The sequence below is a fragment of the Stenotrophomonas sp. FW305-C-20-S1 genome (genome assembly GCF_058783335.1).
The window spans coordinates 204,508-229,818 of sequence record NZ_JBYTEK010000001.1 but is presented as its reverse complement, the minus strand read 5'-3'; the positions used below and the strand labels follow the sequence as shown (position 1 = coordinate 229,818).

The 25,311-nt window shown below is 67.4% G+C and carries 23 protein-coding genes; 4 read left to right on the top strand and 19 right to left on the bottom strand.

Translation table 11 applies throughout. The features are described 5' to 3' along the window. Window positions 1-98: 98 nt before the first annotated feature. The 6 genes from AC3WTC_RS01015 to AC3WTC_RS00990 form a co-directional block, all read right to left on the bottom strand. The gene (locus tag AC3WTC_RS01015; protein WP_492710110.1) at window positions 99-695 is read right to left on the bottom strand and encodes a nucleotidyltransferase family protein; all 597 of its coding nucleotides are present in this window, start codon (window positions 693-695) and stop codon (window positions 99-101) included. After that, window positions 692-1,684, bottom strand: coding sequence for an XdhC family protein (locus tag AC3WTC_RS01010; RefSeq protein WP_492710108.1), 993 nt, complete (start codon window positions 1,682-1,684; stop codon window positions 692-694). The genes AC3WTC_RS01015 and AC3WTC_RS01010 overlap by 4 nt, the downstream gene beginning before the upstream one ends. After that, the gene (paoC, locus tag AC3WTC_RS01005; protein WP_492710106.1) at window positions 1,681-3,882 is read right to left on the bottom strand and encodes an aldehyde oxidoreductase molybdenum-binding subunit PaoC; all 2,202 of its coding nucleotides are present in this window, start codon (window positions 3,880-3,882) and stop codon (window positions 1,681-1,683) included. Before paoC ends, AC3WTC_RS01010 begins: the two co-directional genes overlap by 4 nt. After that, window positions 3,879-4,835: an FAD binding domain-containing protein gene (locus AC3WTC_RS01000; RefSeq protein ID WP_223482540.1), complete on the bottom strand. Its 957-nt coding sequence runs from the start codon at window positions 4,833-4,835 to the stop codon at window positions 3,879-3,881. The genes paoC and AC3WTC_RS01000 overlap by 4 nt, the downstream gene beginning before the upstream one ends. Then, window positions 4,832-5,476 (bottom strand): aldehyde dehydrogenase iron-sulfur subunit PaoA, encoded by a 645-nt coding sequence (paoA, locus tag AC3WTC_RS00995; RefSeq protein WP_032974655.1) that lies wholly within the window; start codon window positions 5,474-5,476, stop codon window positions 4,832-4,834. The genes AC3WTC_RS01000 and paoA overlap by 4 nt, the downstream gene beginning before the upstream one ends. Before the next feature lie 144 nt (window positions 5,477-5,620). Further along, window positions 5,621-8,416 (bottom strand): PAS domain-containing hybrid sensor histidine kinase/response regulator, encoded by a 2,796-nt coding sequence (locus AC3WTC_RS00990; protein WP_492710103.1) that lies wholly within the window; start codon window positions 8,414-8,416, stop codon window positions 5,621-5,623. A 158-nt stretch (window positions 8,417-8,574) separates the two neighbouring features. On the opposite strand from AC3WTC_RS00990, the gene AC3WTC_RS00985 reads away from it, so the two are divergent. Beyond that, on the top strand, window positions 8,575-9,357 hold the full coding sequence (locus AC3WTC_RS00985; protein ID WP_492710101.1) for a CHAD domain-containing protein: 783 nt from the start codon (window positions 8,575-8,577) through the stop codon (window positions 9,355-9,357). Between the two features lie 91 nt (window positions 9,358-9,448). Here AC3WTC_RS00985 and AC3WTC_RS00980 read toward each other — a convergent pair whose 3' ends face one another. From AC3WTC_RS00980 to AC3WTC_RS00920, 13 genes are all read right to left on the bottom strand, one after another. Beyond that, complete coding sequence (locus tag AC3WTC_RS00980) at window positions 9,449-9,709, bottom strand: hypothetical protein (RefSeq protein ID WP_025874461.1); 261 nt, start codon at window positions 9,707-9,709, stop codon at window positions 9,449-9,451. Continuing rightward, complete coding sequence (locus AC3WTC_RS00975) at window positions 9,706-11,055, bottom strand: TFIIB-type zinc ribbon-containing protein (RefSeq protein WP_492710099.1); 1,350 nt, start codon at window positions 11,053-11,055, stop codon at window positions 9,706-9,708. Before AC3WTC_RS00975 ends, AC3WTC_RS00980 begins: the two co-directional genes overlap by 4 nt. Before the next feature lie 24 nt (window positions 11,056-11,079). Beyond that, window positions 11,080-12,228 carry an SPFH domain-containing protein gene (locus AC3WTC_RS00970; RefSeq protein ID WP_492710097.1) on the bottom strand — a complete coding sequence of 383 codons (1,149 nt, stop codon included), beginning with the start codon at window positions 12,226-12,228 and terminating at the stop codon, window positions 11,080-11,082. Between the two features lie 218 nt (window positions 12,229-12,446). Next, window positions 12,447-14,885: an aminotransferase class V-fold PLP-dependent enzyme gene (locus tag AC3WTC_RS00965; protein ID WP_313443861.1), complete on the bottom strand. Its 2,439-nt coding sequence runs from the start codon at window positions 14,883-14,885 to the stop codon at window positions 12,447-12,449. Window positions 14,886-15,087: 202 nt separating this feature from the next. After that, window positions 15,088-15,621, bottom strand: a complete 534-nt coding sequence (locus AC3WTC_RS00960; RefSeq protein WP_033831173.1) for a lipocalin family protein — start codon at window positions 15,619-15,621, stop codon at window positions 15,088-15,090. A 14-nt stretch (window positions 15,622-15,635) separates the two neighbouring features. After that, the gene (locus tag AC3WTC_RS00955) at window positions 15,636-16,712 is read right to left on the bottom strand and encodes an SAM-dependent methyltransferase (RefSeq protein ID WP_080148694.1); all 1,077 of its coding nucleotides are present in this window, start codon (window positions 16,710-16,712) and stop codon (window positions 15,636-15,638) included. A gap of 5 nt (window positions 16,713-16,717) precedes the next feature. Continuing rightward, window positions 16,718-17,494 (bottom strand): DUF1295 domain-containing protein, encoded by a 777-nt coding sequence (locus AC3WTC_RS00950; protein WP_080148695.1) that lies wholly within the window; start codon window positions 17,492-17,494, stop codon window positions 16,718-16,720. After that, on the bottom strand, window positions 17,494-18,036 hold the full coding sequence (locus AC3WTC_RS00945; RefSeq protein ID WP_080148898.1) for a DUF2878 domain-containing protein: 543 nt from the start codon (window positions 18,034-18,036) through the stop codon (window positions 17,494-17,496). Before AC3WTC_RS00945 ends, AC3WTC_RS00950 begins: the two co-directional genes overlap by 1 nt. Before the next feature lies 1 nt (window position 18,037). Beyond that, window positions 18,038-19,303, bottom strand: coding sequence for an SAM-dependent methyltransferase (locus tag AC3WTC_RS00940; protein WP_080148696.1), 1,266 nt, complete (start codon window positions 19,301-19,303; stop codon window positions 18,038-18,040). Then, window positions 19,300-20,067, bottom strand: coding sequence for a DUF1365 domain-containing protein (locus AC3WTC_RS00935; protein WP_080148697.1), 768 nt, complete (start codon window positions 20,065-20,067; stop codon window positions 19,300-19,302). Before AC3WTC_RS00935 ends, AC3WTC_RS00940 begins: the two co-directional genes overlap by 4 nt. After that, window positions 20,064-21,341, bottom strand: coding sequence for an NAD(P)/FAD-dependent oxidoreductase (locus AC3WTC_RS00930; protein WP_080148698.1), 1,278 nt, complete (start codon window positions 21,339-21,341; stop codon window positions 20,064-20,066). Before AC3WTC_RS00930 ends, AC3WTC_RS00935 begins: the two co-directional genes overlap by 4 nt. Window position 21,342: 1 nt before the next feature. Next, window positions 21,343-22,299 carry an acyl-CoA desaturase gene (locus AC3WTC_RS00925; protein ID WP_080148699.1) on the bottom strand — a complete coding sequence of 319 codons (957 nt, stop codon included), beginning with the start codon at window positions 22,297-22,299 and terminating at the stop codon, window positions 21,343-21,345. Between the two features lie 84 nt (window positions 22,300-22,383). Beyond that, window positions 22,384-23,151: a hypothetical protein gene (locus tag AC3WTC_RS00920; RefSeq protein ID WP_492710092.1), complete on the bottom strand. Its 768-nt coding sequence runs from the start codon at window positions 23,149-23,151 to the stop codon at window positions 22,384-22,386. Window positions 23,152-23,295: 144 nt separating this feature from the next. Here AC3WTC_RS00920 and AC3WTC_RS00915 point away from each other — a divergent pair, with 144 nt between their 5' ends. The 3 genes from AC3WTC_RS00915 to AC3WTC_RS00905 are packed head-to-tail and all read left to right on the top strand — an operon-like array spanning window position 23,296 to window position 25,293. Then, a complete protein-coding gene (locus AC3WTC_RS00915) occupies window positions 23,296-23,919 on the top strand; it encodes a sigma-70 family RNA polymerase sigma factor (protein ID WP_483021074.1) in 624 nt (207 codons plus the stop codon). After that, window positions 23,916-24,590 (top strand): ChrR family anti-sigma-E factor, encoded by a 675-nt coding sequence (locus AC3WTC_RS00910; RefSeq protein ID WP_492710089.1) that lies wholly within the window; start codon window positions 23,916-23,918, stop codon window positions 24,588-24,590. The genes AC3WTC_RS00915 and AC3WTC_RS00910 overlap by 4 nt, the downstream gene beginning before the upstream one ends. Window positions 24,591-24,609: 19 nt before the next feature. Further along, window positions 24,610-25,293 carry an NAD(P)H-binding protein gene (locus AC3WTC_RS00905; RefSeq protein ID WP_099784212.1) on the top strand — a complete coding sequence of 228 codons (684 nt, stop codon included), beginning with the start codon at window positions 24,610-24,612 and terminating at the stop codon, window positions 25,291-25,293. Window positions 25,294-25,311: the final 18 nt, after the last annotated feature.

Here is a 25,311-nt window from a genome sequence, read left to right as displayed (position 1 = left end):
TAGCGGGCGCACCATCCTGCGCGGCGGAGCGTCCGCGCAGCGTGTATGCCGAGCGCCCGCGCAGCGCGGTCTGGCCAGTTCAACTGTCGCCGCCGCCCTCAGGCGGACGCAGGATCCAGCCAGCCGAGCGCGCGCGCCCGGCGCAGGTCCTCGGGGGTATCGATATCGCATTCCAGCCCGGCGCCGGAGCAGCGCGCAATGCCTTCGGTCTGCCGCAGCCGCCGGCCAAATCCCCCGTCTGCAGGTTGCGGTCCTGTGCCGGCAAACCAGCTGCCCGGCACCACCGCCGGCACGCCGATGGTGTCGCCCAGTACCGTGGCCGCGCAGCCGGACGGTGCGGCGGCTGCCGCGCCCAGCAGTGCGTGCAGGTGCTCCACGCGCAGCGTCGGTTGATCGCAGATCATCACCAGCACCCTGGCGGCGCTGTGCACGTGGGTGGCGGCCAGCGACAGGCTGCCGCCGATGCCGAGCCCAGGGGTGGGATTGCGCAGCCGCTGCGCTGGTAGGCCGTGCAGTTCTTCTTCGAAGCGTGGGTGCTGGGGCAGTACCACCACCAGCGTGTCTGGCGATGTTTCCAGCGCCAGCCGCACGCTGCGTCGCAACAGCGTCTCTCCGCCCGCACGCAGCAGCTGCTTGGGCTGCCCCAGGCGCTGGCTGCACCCGGCTGCGAGCACCACGGCCGCATGCCCGGTCATGGCGTGGCCAGGGGCGTTCCGTGCCGCCATGCCTGCAGCTGTGCGGCGATGCTCAAGGCAATCGCCTCGGGACCACGACCGCCCAGTGGCAGGCCGATCGGTGAGCGCAGGCGCGGTTCCAGGGCGCGGCGCGTGTGGCTATCCAGCACGCTGAAAAGGTCGTCCTTCCGGCGGCGTGGCCCCAACAGCCCGATGAAGGGCACGCGCGCGCCTGCCAGCCGTTCGAGCGCGTCACGGTCGAGCTCGAAATTGTGATGCATCACGAGTGCGGCATCGGCCACGCCGGCGGCAGCGGAAGAACAATACGAACCCGCGGCAAGGGGCAGATGCTCGCGCCAGCGGAGTCTCGGTTCTTCGACATGCGCGCACCAGCCCAGATGGTCCAGCAGGGGTAGCAGAAGCGCCGCCTCCGGGCCTGCTCCGTGCACGTGCACGACAGGCGAACGGTGCCACTGCAGCCGCCAGCGGTGGCTGCCGTCCGGCGGCTGCGGGGCGGCCGGGGGCACCGTGCGGGTGAAGGTGAAGCCGGCGCAGCGAGCGTCCAGCCGTCCATCAGCCTGCAGTGCCAGGTGCAGCGTATGCGGCCCTTGCAGCCACGCATCGAGAAGCTGTTCGATGCCGCCGAGCTGCGGCAATGGAAGCAGTGCCAGCCACTGGCGACCCCGGCATCCGGTGGCATTGCCGGAGAACAGCGCAGCGTCGTCGCGGTTGTCGATCTCCATCCACGCGATGCGCCCGGTATCCACCGCGTTGGCGGCCTGTCGCGCCAGCTCCGGTTCCAGGCAGCCGCCACTCAGCCAGCCCACCTGTCGACCCGGTTCGAACAGCGCACAGGTGCCCGCGCGGCTGTAGCTGGACCCTTCCGTCTGCAGCACCACTGCCAACGCAGCCGGACGACGGGCTCGCGCCGCGTCGGCGGCAGCCTGCAGCACCGGGCGCGGGTTGCCACCGTCCAGATCCAACGGGGCAGGGTGGAGCGCACTGGTCATGCGATGTCCGGCAGGCCGGCGAGCAGCTTGTCCAGGGTCAGTGGATAGTCGCGCACGCGGATTCCGGTCGCGTTGTACACCGCGTTGGCCACTGCCGCGCTTACGCCGCACAGGCCCAGCTCGCCAACGCCCTTGGCCTTCATCGGCGACGACACCGCATCGCTTTCATCGAGGAACACCACCTCCTGGTGCGGCACGTCGGCATGCACGGGTACTTCATAGCCGGCCAGGTCGTGATTGACGAAGAACCCCAGCCGCCGATCCACCACCAGTTCCTCCGACAGCGCTGCGCCGATGCCCATTGTCATCGCGCCAATCACCTGGCTGCGCGCGGTCTTCGGGTTGAGGATGCGGCCGGCTGCGCACACGGCCAGCATGCGGCGGATCCGGCTTTCGCCCGAGGCCACATCCACGCCCACCTCGACGAAATGCGCGGCGAAGGTGGACTGCTGGTACTTCTCCTGCAGCGTGTCGAACTCGATGCTGTCTTCGGCCACCAGCTCGCCGGCCTGAGCGGCATCGGCAAGGGCGCGGCTGCGGCCCCCTGCGGTCACCTTGCCGGCTTCGAACTGCGCTGCCGCCGGGTCCATTCCCAGCGCCTGCGCGACCTTCGTACGCAGTGCCATGCATGCGGCGTAGACGCCCGCGGTGGAGCTGTTGGCGCCCCACTGGCCACCGGAACCGGCAGCCACGGGATAACGGGAATCGCCCAGCTTGACCGTGACCTGCTGCAACGGAACGCCGAGCATTTCCGCGGCCGTCTGGCCGATGATGGTGTAGCTGCCGGTGCCGATGTCGGTCATGTCGGTTTCCACGGTGACCTGGCCATCAGCGGCCAGGCGGACGCGTGCGCCGGATTTCATCACCAGGTTGTTGCGGAAGCCTGCCGCCACGCCCATGCCGACCAGCCAGCGTCCGTCGCGCACGGCGCCCGGGGTGGCGCTGCGCCGCTGCCAGCCGAACCGTTCGGCGCCCGAGCGCAGGCACTGCACCAGCTGCCGCTGTGAAAAGGGGCGTTCGGGATTGGACGGGTCGACCTGGGTGTCGTTGCGGATACGGAATTCAATCGGGTCCAGGCCGAGCTTGATGGCCATTTCGTCCATGGCGATTTCCAGCGCCATCAGTCCCGGCGTTTCGCCCGGCGCGCGCATGGCATTGCCTTCGGGCAGGTCGAGGGTGGCAAGGCGCAGTGCGGCCAAGCGGTTGGGCCCCGCATACAGCAAGCGCGTCTGCTGCACCGCTTCCTCCGGCGAGCCCCCTGGCAGGTTGCCCGACCATGATTCGTGACCGATGGCGGTCAGGCTTCCTTCCGGCGTTGCGCCCAGCCGGATGCGCTGCAGCGTGGCCGGGCGGTGCGTGGTGTTGTTGGCGATCAGCGGCCGCTGCAGGGCCACTTTCACCGGCCGCTTGGCAGCGCGTGCGGCGAGCGCGGCCAGCAGCGCATCGGAGCGCAGGAACAGCTTTCCGCCAAAGCCGCCGCCGATGTAGGGCGACACCAGCCGTACCTTGTCCTTGGCGATGCCCAGGGTGCGGGCCAGATCGGTGCGGCCCCAGTCGATCATCTGGTTGGAGGTCCACACCGTCAGCTGGTCGCCTTCCCAGGCGGCCATCGTCGCGTGCGGCTCCATCATTGCGTGCGACTGGTCCGGCGTGTGGTAGATCGCATCGAGCGTAACCGCCGCCTGGCTGAAGGCCTTCTCGAAATCACCGACGCGCGCATCGGGCTCCGGCGTCTGCAGGGAATCGCCGGCCTGCTTGGCGTCCGCCAGATCGAAGTGGCCACGCTGCGGGGCATAGCGGATGCGGATCTGTCCGGCCGCAGCCCGGGCCTGTTCGAACGTTTCGGCCACCACCACCGCCAGTGCCTGGTGATAGTGGTGCACCTTCGGACCACCCAGCAGCGGCGCCGCGTTGCGCTTGACCGGATGCAGCGGCCCGGCGGTGTCTGCGGTGACGATGGCCAGAACACCGGGCGAGCGCCGCGCTGCGTCCAGCTCCATGCGGGTCACGGTGCCGGTGGCAATGCCCGCCCCGACCACCACGCCATAGGCGGGGGCGGAAGGCGTGGCGTCATGCCATTCGTGTGCGTAGGTGGCCTTGCCGGTGACCTTCAACGGGCCGTCGATGCGATCGTGCGGCTTACCGATGACGGTCTGCGCATCGATCGGATTGCGGCCTGCGGGGGTGTCGAATTTCATGCCTCGGCCCTCACGTCCTGCAGGATGGAAGCCAATGTGCGTTCGGCCAGCGCCAGTTTGAAGGCGTTCTGTGCGGTGGGCGCAGCACCCTGCAGCAGCACCGACATCACGGCGGCGGCGCCCTGCGGCAGGGCCGCATCGGCCGCGGCGCTGTGCCACGGCTTGTGCGCGACACCGCCAAGGGCGATCCGGCCGCTGCCATCGGGCCGCAGGATCGCCGCCACCGACACCAGGGCGAACGCATACGATGCGCGGTCGCGCACCTTGCGGTACACGTGCACGCCACCCGGGGGCGGCGGCAGGACCACGGCGGCGATCAGCTCGCCCTTGTCCAGCACAGTGTCGATATGCGGCGTACGGCCAGGAGCGCGATACAGGGCGTCCAGCGCGATGTTCCGGCGCGATCCGTCGGCGCGGACGGTCTCCACCGATGCATCCAGCGCCATCATCGCCACCGCCATGTCGCTGGGATGGGTGGCGATGCAGTGCTCGCTGGCGCCGATCACGGCCAATTGCCGGCTGAAACCTTCGCGCGCGCCGCAGCCACTGCCGGGCAGCCGCTTGTTGCAGGGCTGTGCGGTGTCGTAGAAATAGGGGCAGCGGGTGCGTTGCAGCAGGTTGCCGGCGGTGGTGGCCTTGTTGCGCAGTTGACCCGATGCGCCGGACACCAGTGCGCGGGTCAGCACCGCATAGTCGCGCCGGATGCGCCGGTCGGCCGCCAGATCGGTATTGCGTACCAGCGCGCCGACGCGCAGGCCTCCCTGGCTGGTGGGCTCGATGGTGTCCAGGTCCAGCCCGTTGACGTCGATCAGATGGGCGGGCGTCTCGATCTCCAGTTTCATCAGGTCCAGCAGGTTGGTGCCGCCGGCAATGAACCGAGCGCCCTGGGTACGCGCCGCTGCCGCTGCCGCCTCGGCGGGAGAGCGGGCGCGCTCGTAGCTGAAAGCTCTCATGCGCTGGCCTCCCCGACGTCCTGGATGGCCTCGATGATGTTGGAATAGGCGCCACACCGGCAGATGTTGCCGCTCATGCGCTCGCGCAGTTCTTCGGCGGTGAAGGCGCTGGGCGCGTCCAACGCGGCGCTGACGTGGCTCGGTATGCCCGCCTTGATTTCCTGCAGCACGGCGACGGCCGAGCAGATCTGCCCCGGTGTGCAGTAGCCGCACTGGAATCCGTCATGCTTGACGAAGGCCGCCTGCATCGCGTGCAGCCGGTCTGGCGTGCCGAGGCCTTCGATGGTGGTGATCTTCGCGCCTTGGTGCATCACCGCCAGCGTCAGGCAGGCATTGATGCGCCGGCCGTCCACCAGCACCGTGCAGGCGCCGCACTGGCCGTGGTCGCAGCCCTTCTTGCTGCCGGTCAGGTGCAGGTGCTCACGCAGGGCGTCGAGCAGGGTGACGCGGGTGTCCAGCCGCAGCGATCGCGCTGTTCCGTTGACCTCGAAGTCCACCTGCATCAGTTCCGGTGCCCGTGCACCTGTCCGGTCCGGCTCCGCCGCAGCGACCACGGCAGGCAGGGCCATGGTGGTGGCCGATCCCGCGCTCAACTTCAGCAGTTCCCGGCGCGAAAGGGGAAGGTGTGACGGTGGGCTCATCGTGGCTCCTCGCTGGCTGCGGCAGGCTGGCTGGCGGATTCAATGCCGGGACAGCATGGCGGTGCCGCGGTAGGCATGCGGTGAAGCATGACCCGGTCGCGCATTCATCCGCTGCCGGCTGCGGCGCAACCTGCGTGGCGGCCTTCAGCCATCGCCGGCCAGCGCGATCCTTACCCGCGAGGCCAGTTCGCCGATGGTGAACGGTTTGCCGATCAAGTGAACCTGCGCATCCAGCACGTTGTTGTCGACCAGCGCGTTGCGGCTGTTGCCGGTGGCGAACAGCACCTTCAGCTGCGGATGGCGCGCACGTGCCTGCTCCGCCAGCTGCCGTCCATTGACCTCGGGCATCACCACGTCGGTAAACAACAGCGCGACCTCTGGATGGGCCTGCAGCAGCGCCAAGGCGCTGGCGGCGCCATCTGCGGCCAGTACCCGATAGCCGAGTTCAGTGAGGGCATCGACCGAGAACGCGCGGACGGCCGCATCATCGTCCACGACGAGAATGTGCTCGCGCCCACCGTGCAGGGCCGGCGCATCGTCATCCGATGCGGCAGCGGGCATGTCGACGTCGGCCAGCAGCCGCGGCAGGTAGACCTGGACCCGCGTCCCTTTGCCGGGCGCGGAATCGAGTTTCACATGCCCGGCCGATTGCTGGACGAAGCCATACACCTGCGACAGCCCGAGCCCGGTGCCTTGGCCGACCTGCTTGGTGGTGAAGAACGGATCGAACGCGCGCGCCATCACCTCCGGCGTCATCCCGTTGCCGTCGTCGGTCACCGCGATCACCACGTAGTCGCCTGCAGGCACGCCCGCATGCGCCGATGCGGTGTCGAGGTCGACGCGCTGGTTGCGGGTCTCGATCTTCAATCGGCCGCCGGAGGGCATCGCATCGCGCGCGTTGACCGCCAGGTTCAGGACCACGTTCTCCAGCTGGTTGGCGTCGGCATGGGTCCACCACAGGCCCGCGCCGAGTGCGGTTTCAAGGATGATGCTGCTGCCAAGGGAATGCACCAGCAGGTCGGTCATGCCGGCCACCAGGCGGTTGGCATCCATCGCCACCGGCTGCAGCGGTTGCTGGCGCGAGAACGCAAGCAGGCGCTGGGTCAGCTGGGCGGCGCGCTGCGCGCCATCAAGGGCCATTTCAATGTACCTGCTGGCGCGCGCGTCGCTGTCGCCGAGGCGCAGCGCCAGCAGGTCGAGCGGCCCGATCACCGTCGCCAGCATGTTGTTGAAGTCATGGGCGATACCTCCGGTCAGCTGGCCCACCGCCTCCATCTTGCGGCTCTGCCGAAGCGCCTCTTCCACCCGCAGGCGCTCGGCGACTTCGGCCCGCACGCGTGCCTCCAGCTGCCCGTTCAGCTCCTGCAGGCGCGCGTCGGCGGCCTTCCGCGCGGTGATGTCGATGGCCACGCCCAGCACGCGCACGCACCTGCCGAACTCGAAGATGCCGCGGCCCTTGGCGGCGACCCAGCGGACGATGCCATCCTCCTTGCCGACGGTGCGGTACTCCACGTCATAGGTCTCGCGCCGCTCGGGATCGCAGGCGGCGGCGAACGCGGCCAGGGTTGCCGCGCGGTCGTCCGGGTGCAGCCCGACACGGAAGTCGTCCATGGTCACCGGCGCACCGGCGGAGATGCCGAACATGGCCTTGGTGCGCGCCGGCCAGATCAGCACGTCCTGCACCATGTCCACGTCCCAGAACCCTTGCTCGCCTGCTTCGGTGGCCAGCCGCAGGCGCTCTTCGCTGTCGGCCAGCGCCGCTTCGGCGGCCTTCCGACCGGAGAGATCCAGCATGGCCCCGATCATCCGCAGCGGGGTGCCATCGGCGTCGCGCAGGACCGTTCCGCGATCCAGCACCGACGCATAACTGCCATCCGCGCGCTGGAAACGGTACTCGTCCGTCCAGCCGCTGCCGTTCCCGTCGATCACGGCGTGGATGCCGTGATCGATGCGTGCGCGGTCATCGGGGTGGATGTGCTGCAGCCACCATTGCGCGGTCGTGTTCTTCTCCGTGTGGCCGAACAGGCTGGCCAGCGCTTCGTTCCAGATCACCTGGCCATCGGCGATGCGCCAATCCCAGATGGCATCGTTGGTGGCCTGTGCGGCCAGCCGGTAGCGTTCTTCGATATCACGACGCTCGGCTTCGGCGGCCTTGCGGTCGGTGATGTCCAGCGACGTACCGACCAGGCCGATCACGGCGCCATCGGCGTCGCGCAGCGGCGATTTGGTCGACAGCCACCAGGCCCGGCGACCATCGGGGAAGCTCACTTCCTCCTCCAGCTGCTCGCTGTTGCCGCTGGACATGATGCGCTCGTCGGTCGCCATCACCGACGCCGCCTGCGCGGGGTCGCCCAACAGCTCGGCATCGGTGCGCCCGATATATTCTCCCGGCGGCAGGCCGATCAGCTCGGTGGTGCCGTGGTTGCCGATCAGCAGCCGGCCTTGCCGGTCCTTGGCATACATCACGCCCGGTGCCGCCTCCACGAACGAGCGCAGCAGCGCCTGCGCCTGGTCGCGCTCGGCCTCGACGCGCAGGCGCTCATCGATGTCGATCAGCACGCCCGGGAAACCCAGCGCGCGACCCTGGGCATCCATATCGACCCTGCCGATGCTTTCCAGCCAGTGGTAGCTGCCATCGGTGGCGCGCGCGCGGTACTGGTGGGCAAAGCGCCCGCCCGTCTGCACGGTCTGCTCAATCGCCGCCGACAGCGCGGGCAGGTCATCGGGATGCACGGCGCCCAGTACGTCCTGCAGGTGCAGTTTCCGCTGCGCCATTGCCGGGTCCAGGCCGAAGGCGCGGGCCAGGGCTTCATCGACCGTGAGCTGGTCGGCCTGGACGTCCCAGAACCAGGTGCCGACGATGGCCCCGGCGGCCAGTGCCATGTTGACGCTGTCGGTGGCCCGGCTGTCGCGGGTGGCAAATGAGGGCAGGGACGTCACGTTGATCTCGAGCGGGAGGAGGGGTGCTGCGCCAGCGTGGCGGGATCAGCACGGGCGAAGGGGCGCAAGTCTAGGCAGCGCCGCGTCACGGCTGCGTGGTGCCGGTGCCCGACGGGGAGCAGGCTACACTGCGGCTCCCATCCCGGCAGGGAACATCGATGTCCGCAGCAGAAGCCGGCGAAGCCTTTCGCCAGAGAGCGCTGCATGAGTGTGCCGCGATCGCTGCGGCGTTGTCGTCGGCATCCGACCCGCACCCGGCCATCCATTCCGCGCGCAAGGCCATCCGCCGATTGCGGTCCCTGCTGGCGCTGCTGGAGCATGCAGCGCTGGACGTCGAGGCTGCCGACCTGGGATTGAAGCGCCTGGGTGATGGCCTGTCCCGCCTCCGTGATGCGCATGTGGTGGTCGAGGTCGCCCGGCAACTGCAGGAGCGGGTTGCCGATCCGCGATGGACCGGCGTCATCCGGATGCTGCTCCTGCGTCGTGAGGGGCTGCTGCAGGCGACCCTGCAGCGTGACCCGGGGTTTGCACGCCGCCTGCGTGTCCTGGCAGCGGTGCAGCAGCAGTTGGCGGTCCAACCCTGGCATCAGCTGCGGCGTGGCCCGCTGCGCCAGAATCTTGAGCGTAGCTGGCGCCGCGTGGACAAGGCTGCCGCACGGGCGAAACGCGACGGCGGTGCCGCGGCGGTCCACCGCTGGCGCCGACGCGTGCGCAGGCTGCGCATGCAACTGGATATCGCCTGCGACCTGCAGCTGCACGTGCCGCACAGCAGGCCGCTGCACGCCTCGGGGCATCGTTACAAGGCGCTGCATCGGCTCAGCGACGAGCTTGGCCGGCAGCAGGACCTGCGGCTGCTGCGCAACCTGGTGCGGGCGTTGCCTGCCAGTGACGGCAAGCGCTCAGTGATGCAGCAGATCAACGGAGAGGTGGCGCCGGACTGAATCGAGGGGCATCGGGACGTACGGCCACCTGACGTTCCGGTTTGCTTCGAAGGCTGGGATGGTCCCAGCCCCCGAAGCGCTGGCGGAGCGTTCAATCGTCTCCGCTGCTCACCCGCGCCACCCGCTTTCGATACTCATACACGTTGTCGCCGCGGATCCGCTTTTCCTGCGTGCCCGAGATCGAATCGACCCGGCGATCCGAGCCGGTCACCGGCTTGGCATCGATCTCGGTCTCGTGCTCGAACGAATGCGATTTGTCGGTATTGCGGTAGAAGCGGTACAGCGCCCAGTACAGCGCAGTTGCGCCGGCCGGGCCTGCGGCCAACAACCAAAGACCACTGTCATCACTCATGTGCTGGCCACCAGGAAGGCAATTGCGAGGGCTTCGATGATCGTACCTGCGGTCAGCGCCGCCAGCAGCATCTTCCACTGCTGCACCGGAACGCTGCCCATGGTTTCACCGGTCCGGCCGTTCACCGCGATGTAGTGCAGCATGCCGCCGTTCCTGCCGGGCTGGTGGTACGAATACAGCCACACCGGCAGGTACATGGCCACCCAGCGGGTGCCGTGCACTTCCAGTTGCTCCTGTTCCCAGCGCACGCCACGGTCGTAACGGCGCACCGTGCCTTCCACCTGCGCGCGGGCGATCGACAGCAGCTGGTCTTCCAGGCGCGGCCGCAGCTTTTCGACGTCCAGGTTGCGCTTTTCCGAAGTGAACCCTGCCAGGTACGAGGCGTTCCACTTCACCGCGTTCTTGGTGTCGAACGGCAGAATCGTGTTGATGATGTTGTTGGTGTTGGCGCGCGTGTCCAGGTTGCCGCGCTCGGCAGAGGATTCCAGCGGCAGGTCGTCCACGGTGAAATCGACCTGGCGTTCCACCTGGTAGATATCCGCGTCGTAGTAGGTCTGCTTGTTCTTCTCGGTGCCACGGGTGTACTCGCGGGTCTTGATCTCACCCTTGCCAGCCACCGCTGCGCTGACATTGCCGTCGACGATCATGTAGGGCAGGTACACGCCCACCACGTTTTCCGGGGTGAACTGTTCCTTGAACGCCTTGAGCGCGAACATCCGGCGCTTGTCGACGAACTGGCGGATGCGCGCGACCGCATCCTCCTTCTTGATATGGAACGGCAGCACGGCGTCGGGCACCGCGCCGTTGGCGATCTGTTCGTTCACGCCGAACACATGCCGGCACCAGTGGCAGCGCGCCGTCATCGTGCTTTCGGTGTTGACCGTGACTTCGGCGCCGCAACCGGTGCACTTGAAGGTCATCAGTGCCGAGGTGTCGGCATCGATATCGCGTGCGCCCGATGCGATGACGGTGCCACGCAGCTGGTCGATGGCTTCGCCCAGCCCGAATTCCTCCTCCACCCGCGCACCATGCCATTGGTGACGGCAGTACAGGCAGACCAGGATGTCGGTGCCCAGCTTGGGCCGTATGTCGGTGGCGCCGCACTTGGGGCAGCGGTTGAGGCCGTCTTTCAGTTCGGCCGCAGCGGTGTCGATGGCGACCGGGTCGGGCGCCTCGACTTCGTTGCGGATGGCCTCAGGCAGCTTGGAAGTATCCAGCGGGAAGCTGCCGGGCAGGGGAGGAACATCCTGCGGCGAACCCGGGCCATCCAGCACCGCCGCCGGCAGGGGCGGGGGTGCTGAAGCGGAACCGGGCAGCGGCGGAGGCGTGTTTCTGGTATCGGACATGGTGGTTGCGCGTCCTGCGTCTTCTTACAGTCCCAGCGCCTTGGCCTTCAGCGCGTCGTAGTCGGTCTGGGTGATCAGGCCCAGGTCGAGCATTTCCTTGGCCTTCTTCAGCTTGGCCACCGGGTCGTCGGCGGCAGGGGTGGCCGGGGTTGCCGGCTGCTGCAGGTTGCCCGCGCCGAACATGCCCGATGCCATGCCCACGCCGACAAGCCCGGCGGCACCGCCGTTCTCACCGGCGGACTGGATCCCCTGGGCGACGCTGGCCTGCAGGTTGGAATTGCCACGCGAGCCGGACAGCGCATCGGCGCGCTGCACGGTCTTCAGCAGCTCGCGGGTGTTGGCGTCGTACTCGATCGAGACGATGGCGGTCTTGACGATGGCCAGGCCACGATCGGACTTCCACTGGTAGCCCTGTTCGACGGCGGCCGACAGGCTCTGCGCAAAGCCCAGCGAATCCTGCTGCAGCTTGGTGATGCGGTTGCCCTTGCCCGGATCGTTGGTGTACAGGCTGAACGCCGGTGCCAGCGAACCCACCACTTCATTGAACAGCTGGCTGGCAGCAGCATTGTCCAGGTCGGTGAAGTCGAACACCTGGCCCGGCCGCAGGTAGCTGGCCGGAACGAAGTTCTTCACGAACAGGATCGGGTCGACGATCTTCAGCGTGTACGAACCACGGGTGACCGCGCCGACCTGGGTGTTGAGGAAACCGTCGTCCCAGTAGATTTCCGACTGGGTGCCGAACCGGTTGTCCGGCAGTTCCTTCAGCGAAACAAAGAAGGCGGCCTGCTGCGAGCCCGGCTGGCCGCCGAACTTGAAGCGCTCCCAGCTCTGCTTGATGAAGGTGCTGACCAGGCCGTCGCCGGCGAAGATCGACTGCGAGTTCAGATCGTCCGAACGCCACTCGTAGCCACCCGGCTCGGCCACGAAGGCAGTGATCGCGCCATCCTGGAACAGCAGCAGGCCGTAGCCCTCGGGTACGACGATCTTCGAACCGTTGCTGATGATGTTGGAGGAGCCGCTGGTGTTCGAACCGCGCCCGGCATTGGTGCCCTGCGGCACCGCCGCGAACAGGGCTGCCGTGGACGGCAGGCCGGTCGGCACGGTGTAGAAGTCCTTCCACTGGTCGGCCAGCACACCGCCGACTGCACCCTTCACCGCTTGTACCAGACCCATGACCCACTCCCTGTAGTTGCCGGACAGGCACCACGCCTGTCGTGCTCGGCTGACTATAGAGGAGGCAGGCTGCATGCGGCTAGCGGCTGGGTGTACCCCCATTCATCTCGCGTCACAGGCCAGGCTGCGGTTGATCAGGCCTGGCCGATCAGCGGCACCCGTTCCGGAGCCCATCGCCGCAATGCGACAGTCCGGCCTGGGCACGGCCCCGCAGCGGATCAAGCCTGCACAGTGCTGGCAACCCGGGGTTCCGGAGCCGGTGCCGATGATTGCTCCATCACACATTCCAGGCCTGAAGCATCTGTGTCCAGCAGGCAGGTGGCGAACAGCAGGAAGCGATACGCATCGGTGAAATTCGATCCCAGCCCGAACGAAATCCTGACCGCACCGCAATCACCCTTCTCCAGGATCTTCTCGTCGAATGTGGTGCAGTCGAGAATCTTCCCGGTCTTGTCCAGCTCACAGTGCTCGGCGCCTGCGGTCGCGTAGGTCGCCTGCTGGACGGCGCCCAGGTTGCAGAAGCAGCCATTGCGCAGGGTGATGCCGAACCGGTCTGCGGCGCGCTTGATGCGGGCGTGCGGCAGGATGGAGCCATAGCAGTCGAAGAAGTTCAGCATCAGCGTCGCGCCCCGCTGCGCAGCGGGCGGGCCATAGATCTGGCACAGCGGCAACGCGCCGCCGATGTGGTGGCGAAGCGATGACAGCTGCGCCTGCAGCCACTCGGCCAACGCACGCGAGCGCAACGCGACCGCTTCCACTCCGCCCAGCGCAGCCACGAATTCAAAGCCTCTGGCGATGGCCGGGAAGGCGGCGTAGTTGGGCGTGCCGACTTCGAATCGCTGGCCCGCATCGCGGTACAGCAGGCGATCGGTGGGTGACCATGGCCCGGAGTAGTAGCACACGCCACCACCGGCAAACGACGGCGGTTTCAGCAGGTCGAGGGCGGCCCGCCGGGCGAGCAGGCAACCGGCGCCGGTGGGGTAACCGAAGATCTTGTAGAACGATGCCACCACGAAATCGGGGTGATGACGGCCGCAGTCAAGCCGGTATTGCGGCACCAGGGCCGCCGCGTCACACAGCACCGTCGCGCCATGCGCCTGGGCCCGCTCGATCCAGGCCAGATCATGCCGGGCGCCGGTCGCATTGGATTGCGCGGGAAAGGCGAGCAGATGCGGCGCGCCGGGCTGCAGCCGCTGCAACGCGCGCCACATCAGCCCTTCATGCAACAGCAGCTCGTCATCCAGCGGAATGTACTTCACCTGTGCGCCCTTCGCCGTGGCGTACTCGCGCAAGCCGTGTACCGAGGTGTGATTGTCCTTGGTCAGCAGAGCCTGCGACCCGGCCTGGAACGGGAATGACTCGGCCACCAACCGGATTGCGCTGCTGGCATTGGCGGTGAACAGTATTTCGTACTCCTCCGGCGTGGTTCCGAAGAAGGCGTGGATCTGTTCACACGCCCCATGAAGTGCGTCCTGGGATGCTTTCGATCCGCTGTGCGGATTGCCGAGAATCGTCCGCTTGAGTGCCTGGTAATCCTGCTCAAGCAGGCTGTCGGGTGGCAATGTTCCGCCCACGTGATCCAGATAGGTCACCTGTTGCTCATCCAGCCGCGCATATTCCTGCTGGCGCATGGCCTCGACCTGATCATGGGGATAATCGGGGTGGTCGGCGAGGAACCGTGCGCGAGCGCTTTCGAAGCCGCGCATCGCGCGCGCATCCTGCTGCAGCGGCAGGTGGAACGCCAGCAGGGGTGAGAAATCCGGTGCCCGGAGGGCGGCCTGCGCAGGAGTGTGTGCAGCATCGACACAGCCGCGCAGCAACCAGGCTTCCACCTGGTAACGCCGGTCTGGCACTGCTGCATGGACGGCGTCCAGCATCGCGTCCAGATAGCGTTCCCTGCTGGGGGCGTCGCACTGGTTGAACTCCTCCAGAAGGATGCAGGCGTTGAACAGGAACTCGCGCACATCGGCGTCGCCCATGGCAAACGCGAGGGGCCGCAGTTCAGCCATCTCGCCCTCGCGCGGGGAAAGTCCTTCGATCGCGAACGCGCGTGTGATGGGCGACGGGTCGGTCAGGCTTAGGGCTGCATCCATCAGCCGCGAGGGCATGCCAAAGTGCTGCCGGGACTGTTCGCGGGCCAGCTCGAACAGCTGGTTGTAGTGGAATGCCGTGGCGTAGACCCGTCCGCCAGGGCGGAGCACGCGCCTGAACTCGCGGGCGACGCGCGCCTTGTCCGGCGGGAACATCAGGCCGAACCCGCAGACGATGACGTCGAAGCTGGCGTCGGCGAAGGGCAGCTCCGCCATGTCCACATCGGCAAGGAGGGGCACGTTGCGCTGCACCTCATCGCTCAGCACGCTGCGTGCCACGTTCACGGCGATCGCTGAGAGATCGGTGGCGACCAACCGTAGGCCGAGCGGCCTGCTCAGGTGCTGGTAAAGGTTTGCGGTGATGACCCCGGTGCCGCAGGCGACCTCCAGGACGTCGGACGCGTTGAAACCGGCCCGGATGTCGCCAGCGATCTCCTCGGCCAGCAGCTTTCCGTACGGACCGAAAATGCGCTGGCTCAGTACGCGCTCATAGAACTCCATGAACGTGCTGAGAGACCATTTCCGTTCGGATACAACCTTGCACTGATGCGGCGAGACATCCTGCATGGCACGCTCCCTGTGGCCGGAGGCCGGTGAATCTTCGCCGCCTTTATTGCATGGGAGTAAATGTCTTTAAGTGATATTAATCACATAAAGCGGGATTGATAATCCGTGAAAGGCCGGGCAGCCCTATATTCCCCCATTCATGGGGCAATGGCGCCATTCGGCGCTAGCGTCATTCTGTTCTGCAACATCACTTCGCGCGGGCTCAGCGCACCGACTGCGGCACACGGCGCAGCTTGCCGGTGTCGTAGCCCATTGCCTTGATGCGGGCGACCGCCTGCTGGTAGTCCGCCTCGCTCACCTGCGGCGTACGCGCCATGTACCACACGTAGTCACGCTTGCTGCGGGCCACGATGGTCTGGGTGTAGCCCTCATCCAGCCAGGCAATCAGGTATTCGGCCTGGATGGGCCAGATGAACTGCATGCCCCAGACCGCACCATTGCCGTGTTTTTCCACACGGCCCACCGGGTGCATCGACTTCTGTGGCGACTGGAAGCTGCCCTTGCGATAGGTGAAAGTGGTCTGGATGCGGCCATCGGCCTGCAGCGCGTAGCTTTCCACCGCGTCGAAGGCCTCGCGCTCGGGCCGGGACGGAATATGGGCGATGACATACCAGTCGCCCATGAAGCGCGGCACGTCCACCTTCGGAGGCAGCGGGATGGGGCGGGTGTCGTGGCTGCTGCAGCCTGCGCCGAACAGGGCAACGGCCAGCAGCGGGAACAGCGATGCGATACGCATGAGGGCGGTCTCCTTCAGCGCGGGCGGAACAGGTAGTGGGCGACCAGCCATTGCTGGCCGTCGTCGTAGCCGAACAATTCGGCGCAGGCCATCCAGAACATGCGCCAGCGCTGCCACCAGATGCGTGCGGCCGCTTCGTCGCCATAGGTCTGTGCCAGCACCGGCAGCAGCTGTTCACGGGCGGCATCCTGGTTGGCCAGCCAATGGTTGGCCGTGCGCTGATAGTGCGTGCCGTCCAGCAGCCAGCGCTGGTCCAGCACCAGGTCGCGCTGGAAGTGCAGCAGCGTGTCCGCTGCCGGCATCAGGCCGCCGGTGAAGAAGTGCCGGCCCATCCAGTTGTCGTCGCCCTCGGTCTCGAACGGATACATCAGCGTGCGATGGGCGAAAATGTGCACGAACAGCGCACCGTCCGGCTTCAGCCAGCGGGCAATGCGGCCCAGCAGGCGGTCGTAGTTGCGGACATGCTCGAACATCTCCACCGACACGCAGCGATCAAATGCAGCGGCAGGCAGGTCCAGCTGGTTGACGTCCCGGGTGAGTACCTCGACGTTACCGAACCCGCGCGCCTCGCACTGCGCCAGGATATGGCTGCGCTGGCTGTGCGAGTTGGACACGGCGGTGATGCGCGCGTTCGGGTAGCGCTCGGCCATCCACAGCGTCAGCGAGCCCCAGCCGCAGCCCAGCTCAAGAATGGCCTGGCCGTCGGCCAATCCGGCGCGCTGCCCGTACAGTTCCAGCATCGCATCCTCGGCCTGGTCCAGCGTCTCGCGGCCGGTGCGGTAGTAGCAGCTGCTGTACTTCAGGCGATGCCCAAGGCAGCCCTGGAAGAAGGCGGCAGGCACCTCGTAATGCTGGCGGTTGGCCGCATCCACGTGCAGTGCCAGTGGGCTGCCAGCGAGCTCGGCGATACGGCGGCTGAAGCGCTGCGCCTGCTCCTCCATGCTGCCGCTCGACTCCTCGGCCAGGCGTTGCGCACACAGGCGGCGTATGCCCGCGCGCAGCGCCGCATCGGGCAGCCAGCCACGCTCGGCCCAACCGGTAAGGCCGGCTTCCGTATCGGCAACCGGAGCAAGGGACGGGGTGCTGTTCATCGGGATCACTCCTTGGGGCTGCGCGGAAACCAGGGGAAGAACATCGGGGTACTGCGCTGGTAGTCGCGATAGTCATCGCCTCGACTGCGCAGCGCCTGTTTCTCGGTGAAGGGAACGCCACTGAGGTAGCGCAGGAACACGTACATCAGCGCCGGCCCGGACCAGGCCAGCCACCACAAGGGTGAGCCGGCTGCCAGCAGTACATAGGTGAACCAGTGCAGCCACTCGAAGAAGTAATTGGGATGGCGCGTGTACCGCCACAGTCCTTGGCGGCAGGTCCGGCCCCTGTTCGCCGGGTCGGCACGGAAGCGTGCCAGTTGACGGTCGGCGAGTGCTTCGCCGCCCACGCTGAGCAGCCACACGACGACCGCCGCTGCGATCCAGCCAGGCATGTCGCTGTGGGGATTGCCGGCCACGGCCGTGAACGGCAGCGCAAACAGCACCACCAACAGCGCCTGCGCCATGAAGAAGCCGAAGATCCTGCCCTGGTGGCCGTGCCAGTGTTCGCGCAGATAGCGGTAGCGACCGTCTTCTTCCTCGCTGCGTACGCGGCGCCACAGATGCAGGGCGAGACGACTTCCCCACAGGCCACCGAGGACGGCCAGTGCGATGCGTGGTTGCAGCGCGCCTTCGCCCAGCCATGCAAGCAGCAGCGCGCCTGCCGCCACGCCCTTTGCCCACAGGACATCGACGATGCCGATGTTGCGGTGCCTGCGCTGCCAGGTCCAACCCCAGGCCATGATCAGCACGGCGTACAGCAGTACCCACCACAGAATGCTCATCAGGCTGCTCCGATCAATGGGGTGTCACGATTGCTGGGCGTTCCGCGACGGGCGACGGCGCACAGCAGCGACAGTGCCACGCACCAGCCCAGCGCCAGAGTTGCCACGCCCAGCCAGGCCGGGGCGGTGAAATGTACGGCCTGGAAACCCCGCGCCGCGGACAGGTACGCCAGCGGCGCCAGCAGGCCCAGGGCCACCGGCAGCATCCAGTGCCGCTGCAGGAACGCCATCGACGCCGTCAGCGTCATCGCAAAGGCCGCCCACAGCGCGAAAATCCACGGTGGCGGCACCCATCCAAGCGGTGCGGCGGCGTACTGCACAGCACCGCTGGCTGCAGCGCTGCCATCCACCAGCCAGGCACACCCCAGCGCGAGCAACAGCAGGCGCAGCTCCAGGCGTGGCCGCGGTGAGGCAAGCAACTGGCTGCCGACATAGAGCGTGGCCGACAGCAGGGCCGGCCATTGCCAGCCGCGGCCGGCACCGGCAACGGCGCACAGCCATACCAGCTGGTTGCCGATCACGTTGACCCAGGTGCGGCGCATGTCAGCCGGCCCGTTGGCCATGGACGTCCGTCTCGGGACGGTAGCCCGGGCGTGCCAGCAGCAGATGGGACACGCCGATCGAGCGCTCCAGGAAGCCGCCCTCGCAGTAGGCCAGATAGAACTCCCACAGCCTGCAGAAGCGGTCATCGAAACCCTGCGCACGTACCGCCGGCAACTGCGCGAGGAAGCGCTGCCGCCAGGCGCGCAGGGTGAGGGCATAGGAGTGGCCGAAATCCTGCTGGGCGATCAGCTGCAGGTCGCAGGCCCGGGTCTTGGCGGCCAGGATGGCGTTGATCGAGGGGATGAAACTGCCGGGAAACACGAAGCGCTTGATGTAGTCCACGCTGCGACGCGCCTGCTCATAGCGCTGGTCCTCGATGGTGATGGCCTGCAGCAGGGCCACGCCATCGGGCTTCAGCAGCCGCTGCAGGGTCGCCATGTAGGTGTCCAGATACTCGGCACCGATGGCCTCGATCATCTCGATCGACACCAGCTTGTCGAACTGGCCCTGCAGATCACGGTAGTCCTGCATCAGCAGGGTCACGCGCTCCTGCAGGCCCGCCTCGGCCACACGCTGGGCGGCAAGCGCGTGCTGTTCGGCGGAGATGGTGGTGGTGGTCACATGGCAGCCGTAGTGCTGGGCGGCATGCAGGGCGAACCCGCCCCAGCCGGTACCGATCTCGACGACGCGATCACCGGGTTGCAGCTGCAGCTGCTGGCAGATGCGGTCCAGCTTGCGGCGCGAGGCGGTTTCCAGCGAGTCGCCGGCATCGCTGAACACCGCCGAGGAGTACATCAGGTCCGGCGACAGGAACAGCGCGAAGAAGTCATTGCCCAGATCGTAGTGGGCGGCGATGTTGCGGCGACTGCCTTCGCGGCTGTTGCGCCGCAGGCGGTTCCAGCCGCGCAGCAGCCAGCCACCGATGCGCGCCGGCCCGCGTTCCATGCCATCCAGCAGGTCGCGGTTGCGCACCAGCAGCCGCACCAGGGCCACCAGGTCATCGCAGTGCCAATCGCCGTGGATGTAGCTCTCACCCGCGCCGACGCTGCCCTGCGCGGCCACCTTGCGGTAGAACGCCATATCGCTGATGGTCACCGTGGCCTGCAGTGCGCCCGCACGATCACCGAGGATGACCTCGCCCAAGGGGTCGCGTACCCGCAGCCCGCCTTCGCGCAGCGGCGCCAGTACCGCCAGCAGCCTCCGGCGCAGGAATACGTCCACCGCGCCGGGGCGGGGCAGGGCAACGGAAGGATTCAGCTCGTTCATCGCGGTTTCTCGGCAAGAGCGGGGTGGTCATGCACGGGATTGCGCTTCAGCCACAGGCGCAGTGCCTGCCAGTGGATGGCGGCTACCACCTGCACGGTCATCAACGGGTAGAACGCCAGTACCCGGGCCAGGCCGCGGCCATCAAGCGGGCGTCGCTGCATGGCCTGGGTGGCATCGAACTGCCGGACACCGTCGCGCCAGACCTGCATATGTACGCGCAGGTCATCGCCGGGCGCGGTGAAGCGCCAGTCGTAGCGGCAATCCATCGGCATGAAGGGGGAAACGTGGAAGGCTTTGTCGAACTGCCAGCGCAGGGCATGCCCCTGCGGCTGTGCGCTTTCAACAGGCAGAACATAGGCGTGCCGTTCCTTCCACGGCGTGTTGGTGATGTCGGCGACGATGCAGTCCAGGGTGCTGCCGTCGGCCCGGTAGCAGTAATAGAAGCTGACCGGATTGAACACGTGGCCACCGAAGCGCAGGTGCGCCAACAGCCGCACCGGGCCGTCCGGGCGCCGCCCCAGCACGGTCGCGGCATGGTCACGCACGGCGTCTGCAAGCGATGTCCTGGGATCGCCGAGATAGTCGCTGCGGCGGAACTCTGCCAGGTTGCGGCGCCCGACCGACCACAGCCAGCGCCCGGCAAATACCTGGTCCAACTCGTCCAGGTCCAGCAGCAGCTGCGCGATGGGGTAGCGGAAGGCATGCGGATGCGGATGGTGCCGGCGGTGCACCACCTGCCCGAAGTAGAGGGCGCTGGCGCTCACGCGGCCACCTCCACCTGCAGGGGAGGCGGCGCGCCGGCATTGCGCAGTTGCAGCGCATCCACTACGCGGCGGGCACTGCGAATTCCATCTTCGTGGAAGCCCCAGCCCCAGTACGCACCCGCAAACCAGGTGTGCCGCCGGCCCTGCAGTTCGGCCCAGCGCCGCTGCGCGTCCACCGCAGCCGGATCATGCACCGGATGCGCGTACTGCAGACGGCGCAGCACCTTGGCCGGATCGATGGCCTCGCTGCGGTTGAGGGTCACCACCAGCGGCGTATCACCGGGCAGCCCCTGCAACAGGTTCATGCAGTAGCTGACCGTGCAGGGTGCGGTGGGGTCGCGCGGTACATGCGCGTTCCAGGCCGCCCACGCCTTGCGGTTGGCGGGCAGCAAGGAGGCGTCGGTGTGCAGTACGGCCTCGTTGGGTTGGTAGCGGATCGCGCCGAGCACCGCATGCTCGATCGGATCGGCGTCGGACAGCAGGGCAAGGGCCTGGTCGCTATGGCAGGCCAGGATCACTTCATCGAAGCCTTCAATGCCGGTTGCGGTGTGTACGCGTGCCCCCCAGGGCATGCGTTCGACCGCGTGTACCGGGCATTCCAGCCGCTCGTGCACCCGCCAGCGCGCACGCAGGGCGTCCACGTAGCGCGCCGAGCCGCCCTTGACCACGCGCCAGGGCGCGCGCCCGGTCATCTGCAGCATCTGGTGATTGGCCATGAACTGCACCAGGTAACGGGCCGGGAAGTCCAGCACCTGCGCGGTCGGCGAGGACCACAGCGCCGAGGCCATCGGCAGCAGATGCTCCTGCACGAACGCTTCGCCATAGCGCTGGCTGTGCAGGTACTGGCCCAGCGTCGGGCCCTGCTCCTCGCCCAGCAGCAGGGGCGCGTCGCGATAGAAGCGCCGCAGGTCGGCCAGCATTCCCCAGAAACGCGGCGAGAGCAGGTTGCGGCGCTGGCAGAACAGGCCATCGAGCGATGTGGCGTTGTACTCCACGCCGCTGCGCTCGCTGTGCATCGAGAAACTCATCGTGGTGGGCTGCGAGTCCACGCCCAGTTCGCCGAACAACGCCGACAGCAGCGGGTAATGGTGCGGATTGAAGACGATGAACCCGGTGTCGACCGCCATCCTGCGGCCGTCCACCGTCACCTCGTGGGTGTGGGTGTGGCCGCCCAGGTAGTCGTTGGCCTCGAACAGGGTGACGTCATGCTCGCCGTCCAGCCACCACGCACTGGCCAGACCCGCGATGCCGGAACCGATGACCGCGATACGCATGTCAGTGCCTCGCCTTGGCCAGTACCCAGGCCGGGATCGGCTTGAGGCCCTTCACCAGGCCCAGCGCAGCCATTGCGCGCAGGCCATACCAGCTGATGTCGATCTCCCACCAGCGGAAGCCCTGGCGGGCGGTGCCGGGAAAGAAGTGATGGTTGTTGTGCCAGCCTTCGCCGAAGGTCAGCAGCGCCAGCCAGAGGTTGTTGCGGCTGTCATCACGGGTCTCGAAGCGGCGCCGGCCGAATCGGTGCGCCAGCGAATTGATGGTGACCGTGGCGTGGAACAACACCACGGTGGAGATGAAGAAGCCCCAGACCAGCAGCTGCGGGCCGGAGGTATGCAGGCCCGGTGCCACACGCTCGAGCACCGCACCCACACCATACAGCGCAGCGGCCAGCAACACGGGAACCACGGTGTCAAACCGGTCCAGCCAGCGCAGCTCGGGGTAGCGGGCCAGATCGGGAATGCGCTGCAGATCGGTGGCAAAGGCGCTACGGGTGAGGAACCAACCCATATGGCTGCGCCAGAACCCGCCCTGGCGCGGGGAATGCGGGTCCTGCGGTTGATCGGCGTGGCGGTGGTGGTGGCGGTGGTGCGCTGCCCACCAGAGCGGGCCACGCTGCACGCTGGCGGCGCCGATGACCGCGAACACGAACTGCACGGTGCGCGATGCCTCGAACGTCCGGTGCGAGAAGTAGCGGTGATAGAACGCGGTGATGGCGAACATCCTGATCGCGTACAGGAACACTGCGACGGCAACCGCTGTCCAGGACACGCCCACCCAGATCACCCCGAGGCAGGCCACGTGCAGCAGCGCGAAGGGCAGGGCGCGCAGCCAGTCGATGCGGTCACCCTGGCTGCGGTCCATCGCCGCTTCGCTTCCGGCATCGGTGTCGAACCAGCGCTGGAAGGTGCGCAACAGGCGCGAACGTCTGCGGAGTGGAGGCGCTGCGGATGCCATGGACGGAAGCCCGAGGGAGTCGATTGCCTACCTCTACGCGTTGCAGTGCAGGTTGGATGCAGTGGATTGCAGCTGACTGCATGTTCACCTGGTCGTAACACCGCAGCTGGCTACCAGCGGTCGCTGCAACTCAGTGCGCCAGCGCTGCTCCGGCTGCTCGGTTGCGGGCGCGGCGAAGCGCACGGTCACCTGCGGATAATCGCCACGTGCATCGCGCAGGTTGCTGGTACCACGGAACTCGAGCAGGCGGCGATCAGCATCGGCGTAGACCAGCGACAGACGTGGGGCCACCGCGCCGAACCAGGTATCAAGGCGGACATTCACCGCATGGGCGGAAAGCCCCTGCCAGCGCACCGGGCCCTGGTACTGCACCTGCACGGGGTAGAAGCGTTGCCGGCCGGGCACCAGAAAAGGCAGGCTGACCGGTGCTCCACCCTGCAGCGTGCGCCAGTGGGCCCGCACGGCGGCATCGAAGCCGGCGTCGATCACGGCATCCGGGGGCAGCGGCAGCTGCTTGGTGCGGGAAGGCGTGGACGTGTCCTCCTTCCAGTCGACCCGGACCACGCCGGGGCCGACCCTCACATCGGCCGCTTGGCCGCTGCGGGCGTCCTGCAGCACATAGCCCCGCACCTGCGGCCGGGTGGCGGCGGGCATCTGCTTGCGGGCGAAAGGTTGGCCAGCAGGGCAAAGGTATTCCACCCAGCGTTCGCTGCCATCGCCGGCGCCGCGCTGCCAATGCACTTCGCGGTAGGCAATGACTCCGTTGGCCAGGGTGGCCACGCCCTCCGAACGCAGCAGCGGCGCGGCCGAAGCGGCGCAGGGCATGCAGAGCAGCAACCAGGCAAGACGCATCGGGGCGATCCATGGGAGGCTTGCGGGCCTGTACGCGCGACGGCGCCGGCTGGATGCACGTTGGCACCCATCCCGGGTGCATCCAACAGGCGCCACCGTGCGTAGAGGGAAGGACTCCTCTTCACCCAACGGCAGCCCCCGCCGATGTACCGTCCTCCCGCCAGTCCCTCCCATCCCTTCGACACCGCGCGGATCGTGTCCAGTTCACAGCAGCCCAGCAACGAGCCAACGAACTGGAACGGCGAGATGGATGGCGTCGCCCGGCTGCGCGATCGTGACTGCTTCATGCGCATCTACGACCATTTCATGCCGCGCCTGTGCATTTATCTGCGTGGCCTTGGCGCACCCGCAGCGGTGGCCGAAGAGCTGGCCCAGGAATGCCTGCTGCGCCTGTGGCTGCGCGCGGCCGAGTTCGATCCTGCCCAAGGTGCGCTGAGCACCTGGTTGTATCGCATCGGCCGCAACCTGCACATCGACCGCGTGCGTCGCGAGCGCAGCTGGATGCAGGTGCAGGAAGCCGTGGAAGACGCCGCTGCCGCTGACGTCAGCGAGCGCAGCAGCGCCGAGCAGTTTGCCGACCATGCCCGCCTGCGCCAGCGCATCAATGAACTGCCGGCCACGCAGGCGCGTCTGGTTCGCATGTCCTACTTCGAGGCCAAGAGCCACAGCGAGATCGCGCAGGCGCTGGGCATGCCGCTGGGCACGGTCAAATCACACCTGCGACGAGCGTTCCTGCAGTTGCAGTCCAAGGTCGGGGGTGCACCATGAATCCGCACCACCACCTGCATGAGTCGACGCTGATGAGCTACGCCGCCGGTGCTCTGCCGGCACCGTTGAGTATCGTCGCCGGCACCCATCTGGAGCAGTGCCCGCACTGCCGCCAGCGGCTGCGCGAAGCGGAGGCCATCGGTGCCGCACTGCTGGAGCAGACCCAGCCCGTGGCGGACGAGGCGCGGCGGGCGGGCCTGCGCGAAGCGATGCTTGCGCAGCTCGTCGAGGTCCAGGCCGACGCGGTGCCAGGCCCGATACGGTCGATGCCGCGCGAACGCCCCGAGGCGGATCCGGACCATCTGCCGACGTCGCTGCATCCGTACTTCGGCGATTCGCTGGGCCGGCTGCATTGGCGCTGGATGGCGCCGGGAGTGCATTGCATCCGTGCCGAGCAGATGCCGTCGCTGATCATGCTGAAGATCGCGCCGGGCAAATGCCTGCCGATGCACAGCCATGGACGCAGCGAACTGACACAGATCCTGCGGGGTTCCTACAATGATGCGCTGGGTCTGTTCGCGCCCGGCGATGTGGCCGACCTGGACGAGGAGGTCGAGCACCAGCCGGTAACGGCGCCGGGCGTACCGTGCATCTGCGTTTCCGCGCTGGATGCGCCGCTGGTATTCAGTGGTTGGCTGGCCCGCCGGATCCAGCGCTTCGTGAATCTCTAGGCTTCTTCAAGGTCAACGCATGTACGAAACACGCCCGCTGCGGATTCTGCTGACCGGCGCGACCGGACTGGTCGGGCAGGGCGTTGCCCGTGCCTGCCTCGCTTCGCCGCAGGTGGCGCGCACCGCTGCCCTGGTCCGCGGCAAGGCCCGGCTCGACGCGCGTATCGAGCAGATCGTGCTGGCCGATTTCCAGCATGCCCGTGGTGTGGGCCCGCAGTTGGCCGGATTCGATGCGTGTTTCTATTGTGCCGGAGCACCGCCGGTCGGCACCGCCGAGGACGAGTATCGGAAGGTGACGCTCGATGCCACCCTCGCCGTGGCTGCAGCATGGGCCGAGGCGAATCCGGACGGCCGGTTCCTGTATGTCTCCGGCGCCCATGCCAATCCCCACAGCCGGATCATGCCCCTGCGCATCAAGGGCGAGACCGAGGCCGCGTTGGCGCAGCTCGCGGTGCGCACCGTCATGCTGCGTCCCGCCGGGGTGCGCCCCGTGACGGGCACCGGCACCCGTCATGCGGCGCTGAAGCCGCTGTATCGCTTTGGCGGTCCCCTGATGGCGGCGGCGGGCCGCGTCCTGCCCTCACTGGTGACCAGCAACGAAGCCATCGGCCGCGCGATGATCGTGCTGGCGACGATGCCGGACCCGCCGCCGGTGCTGGAATGTGCGCAGATCAACCGACTGGGGGGCGCTGCTGCAGCCTGATGGGTGCGGTGCACATCT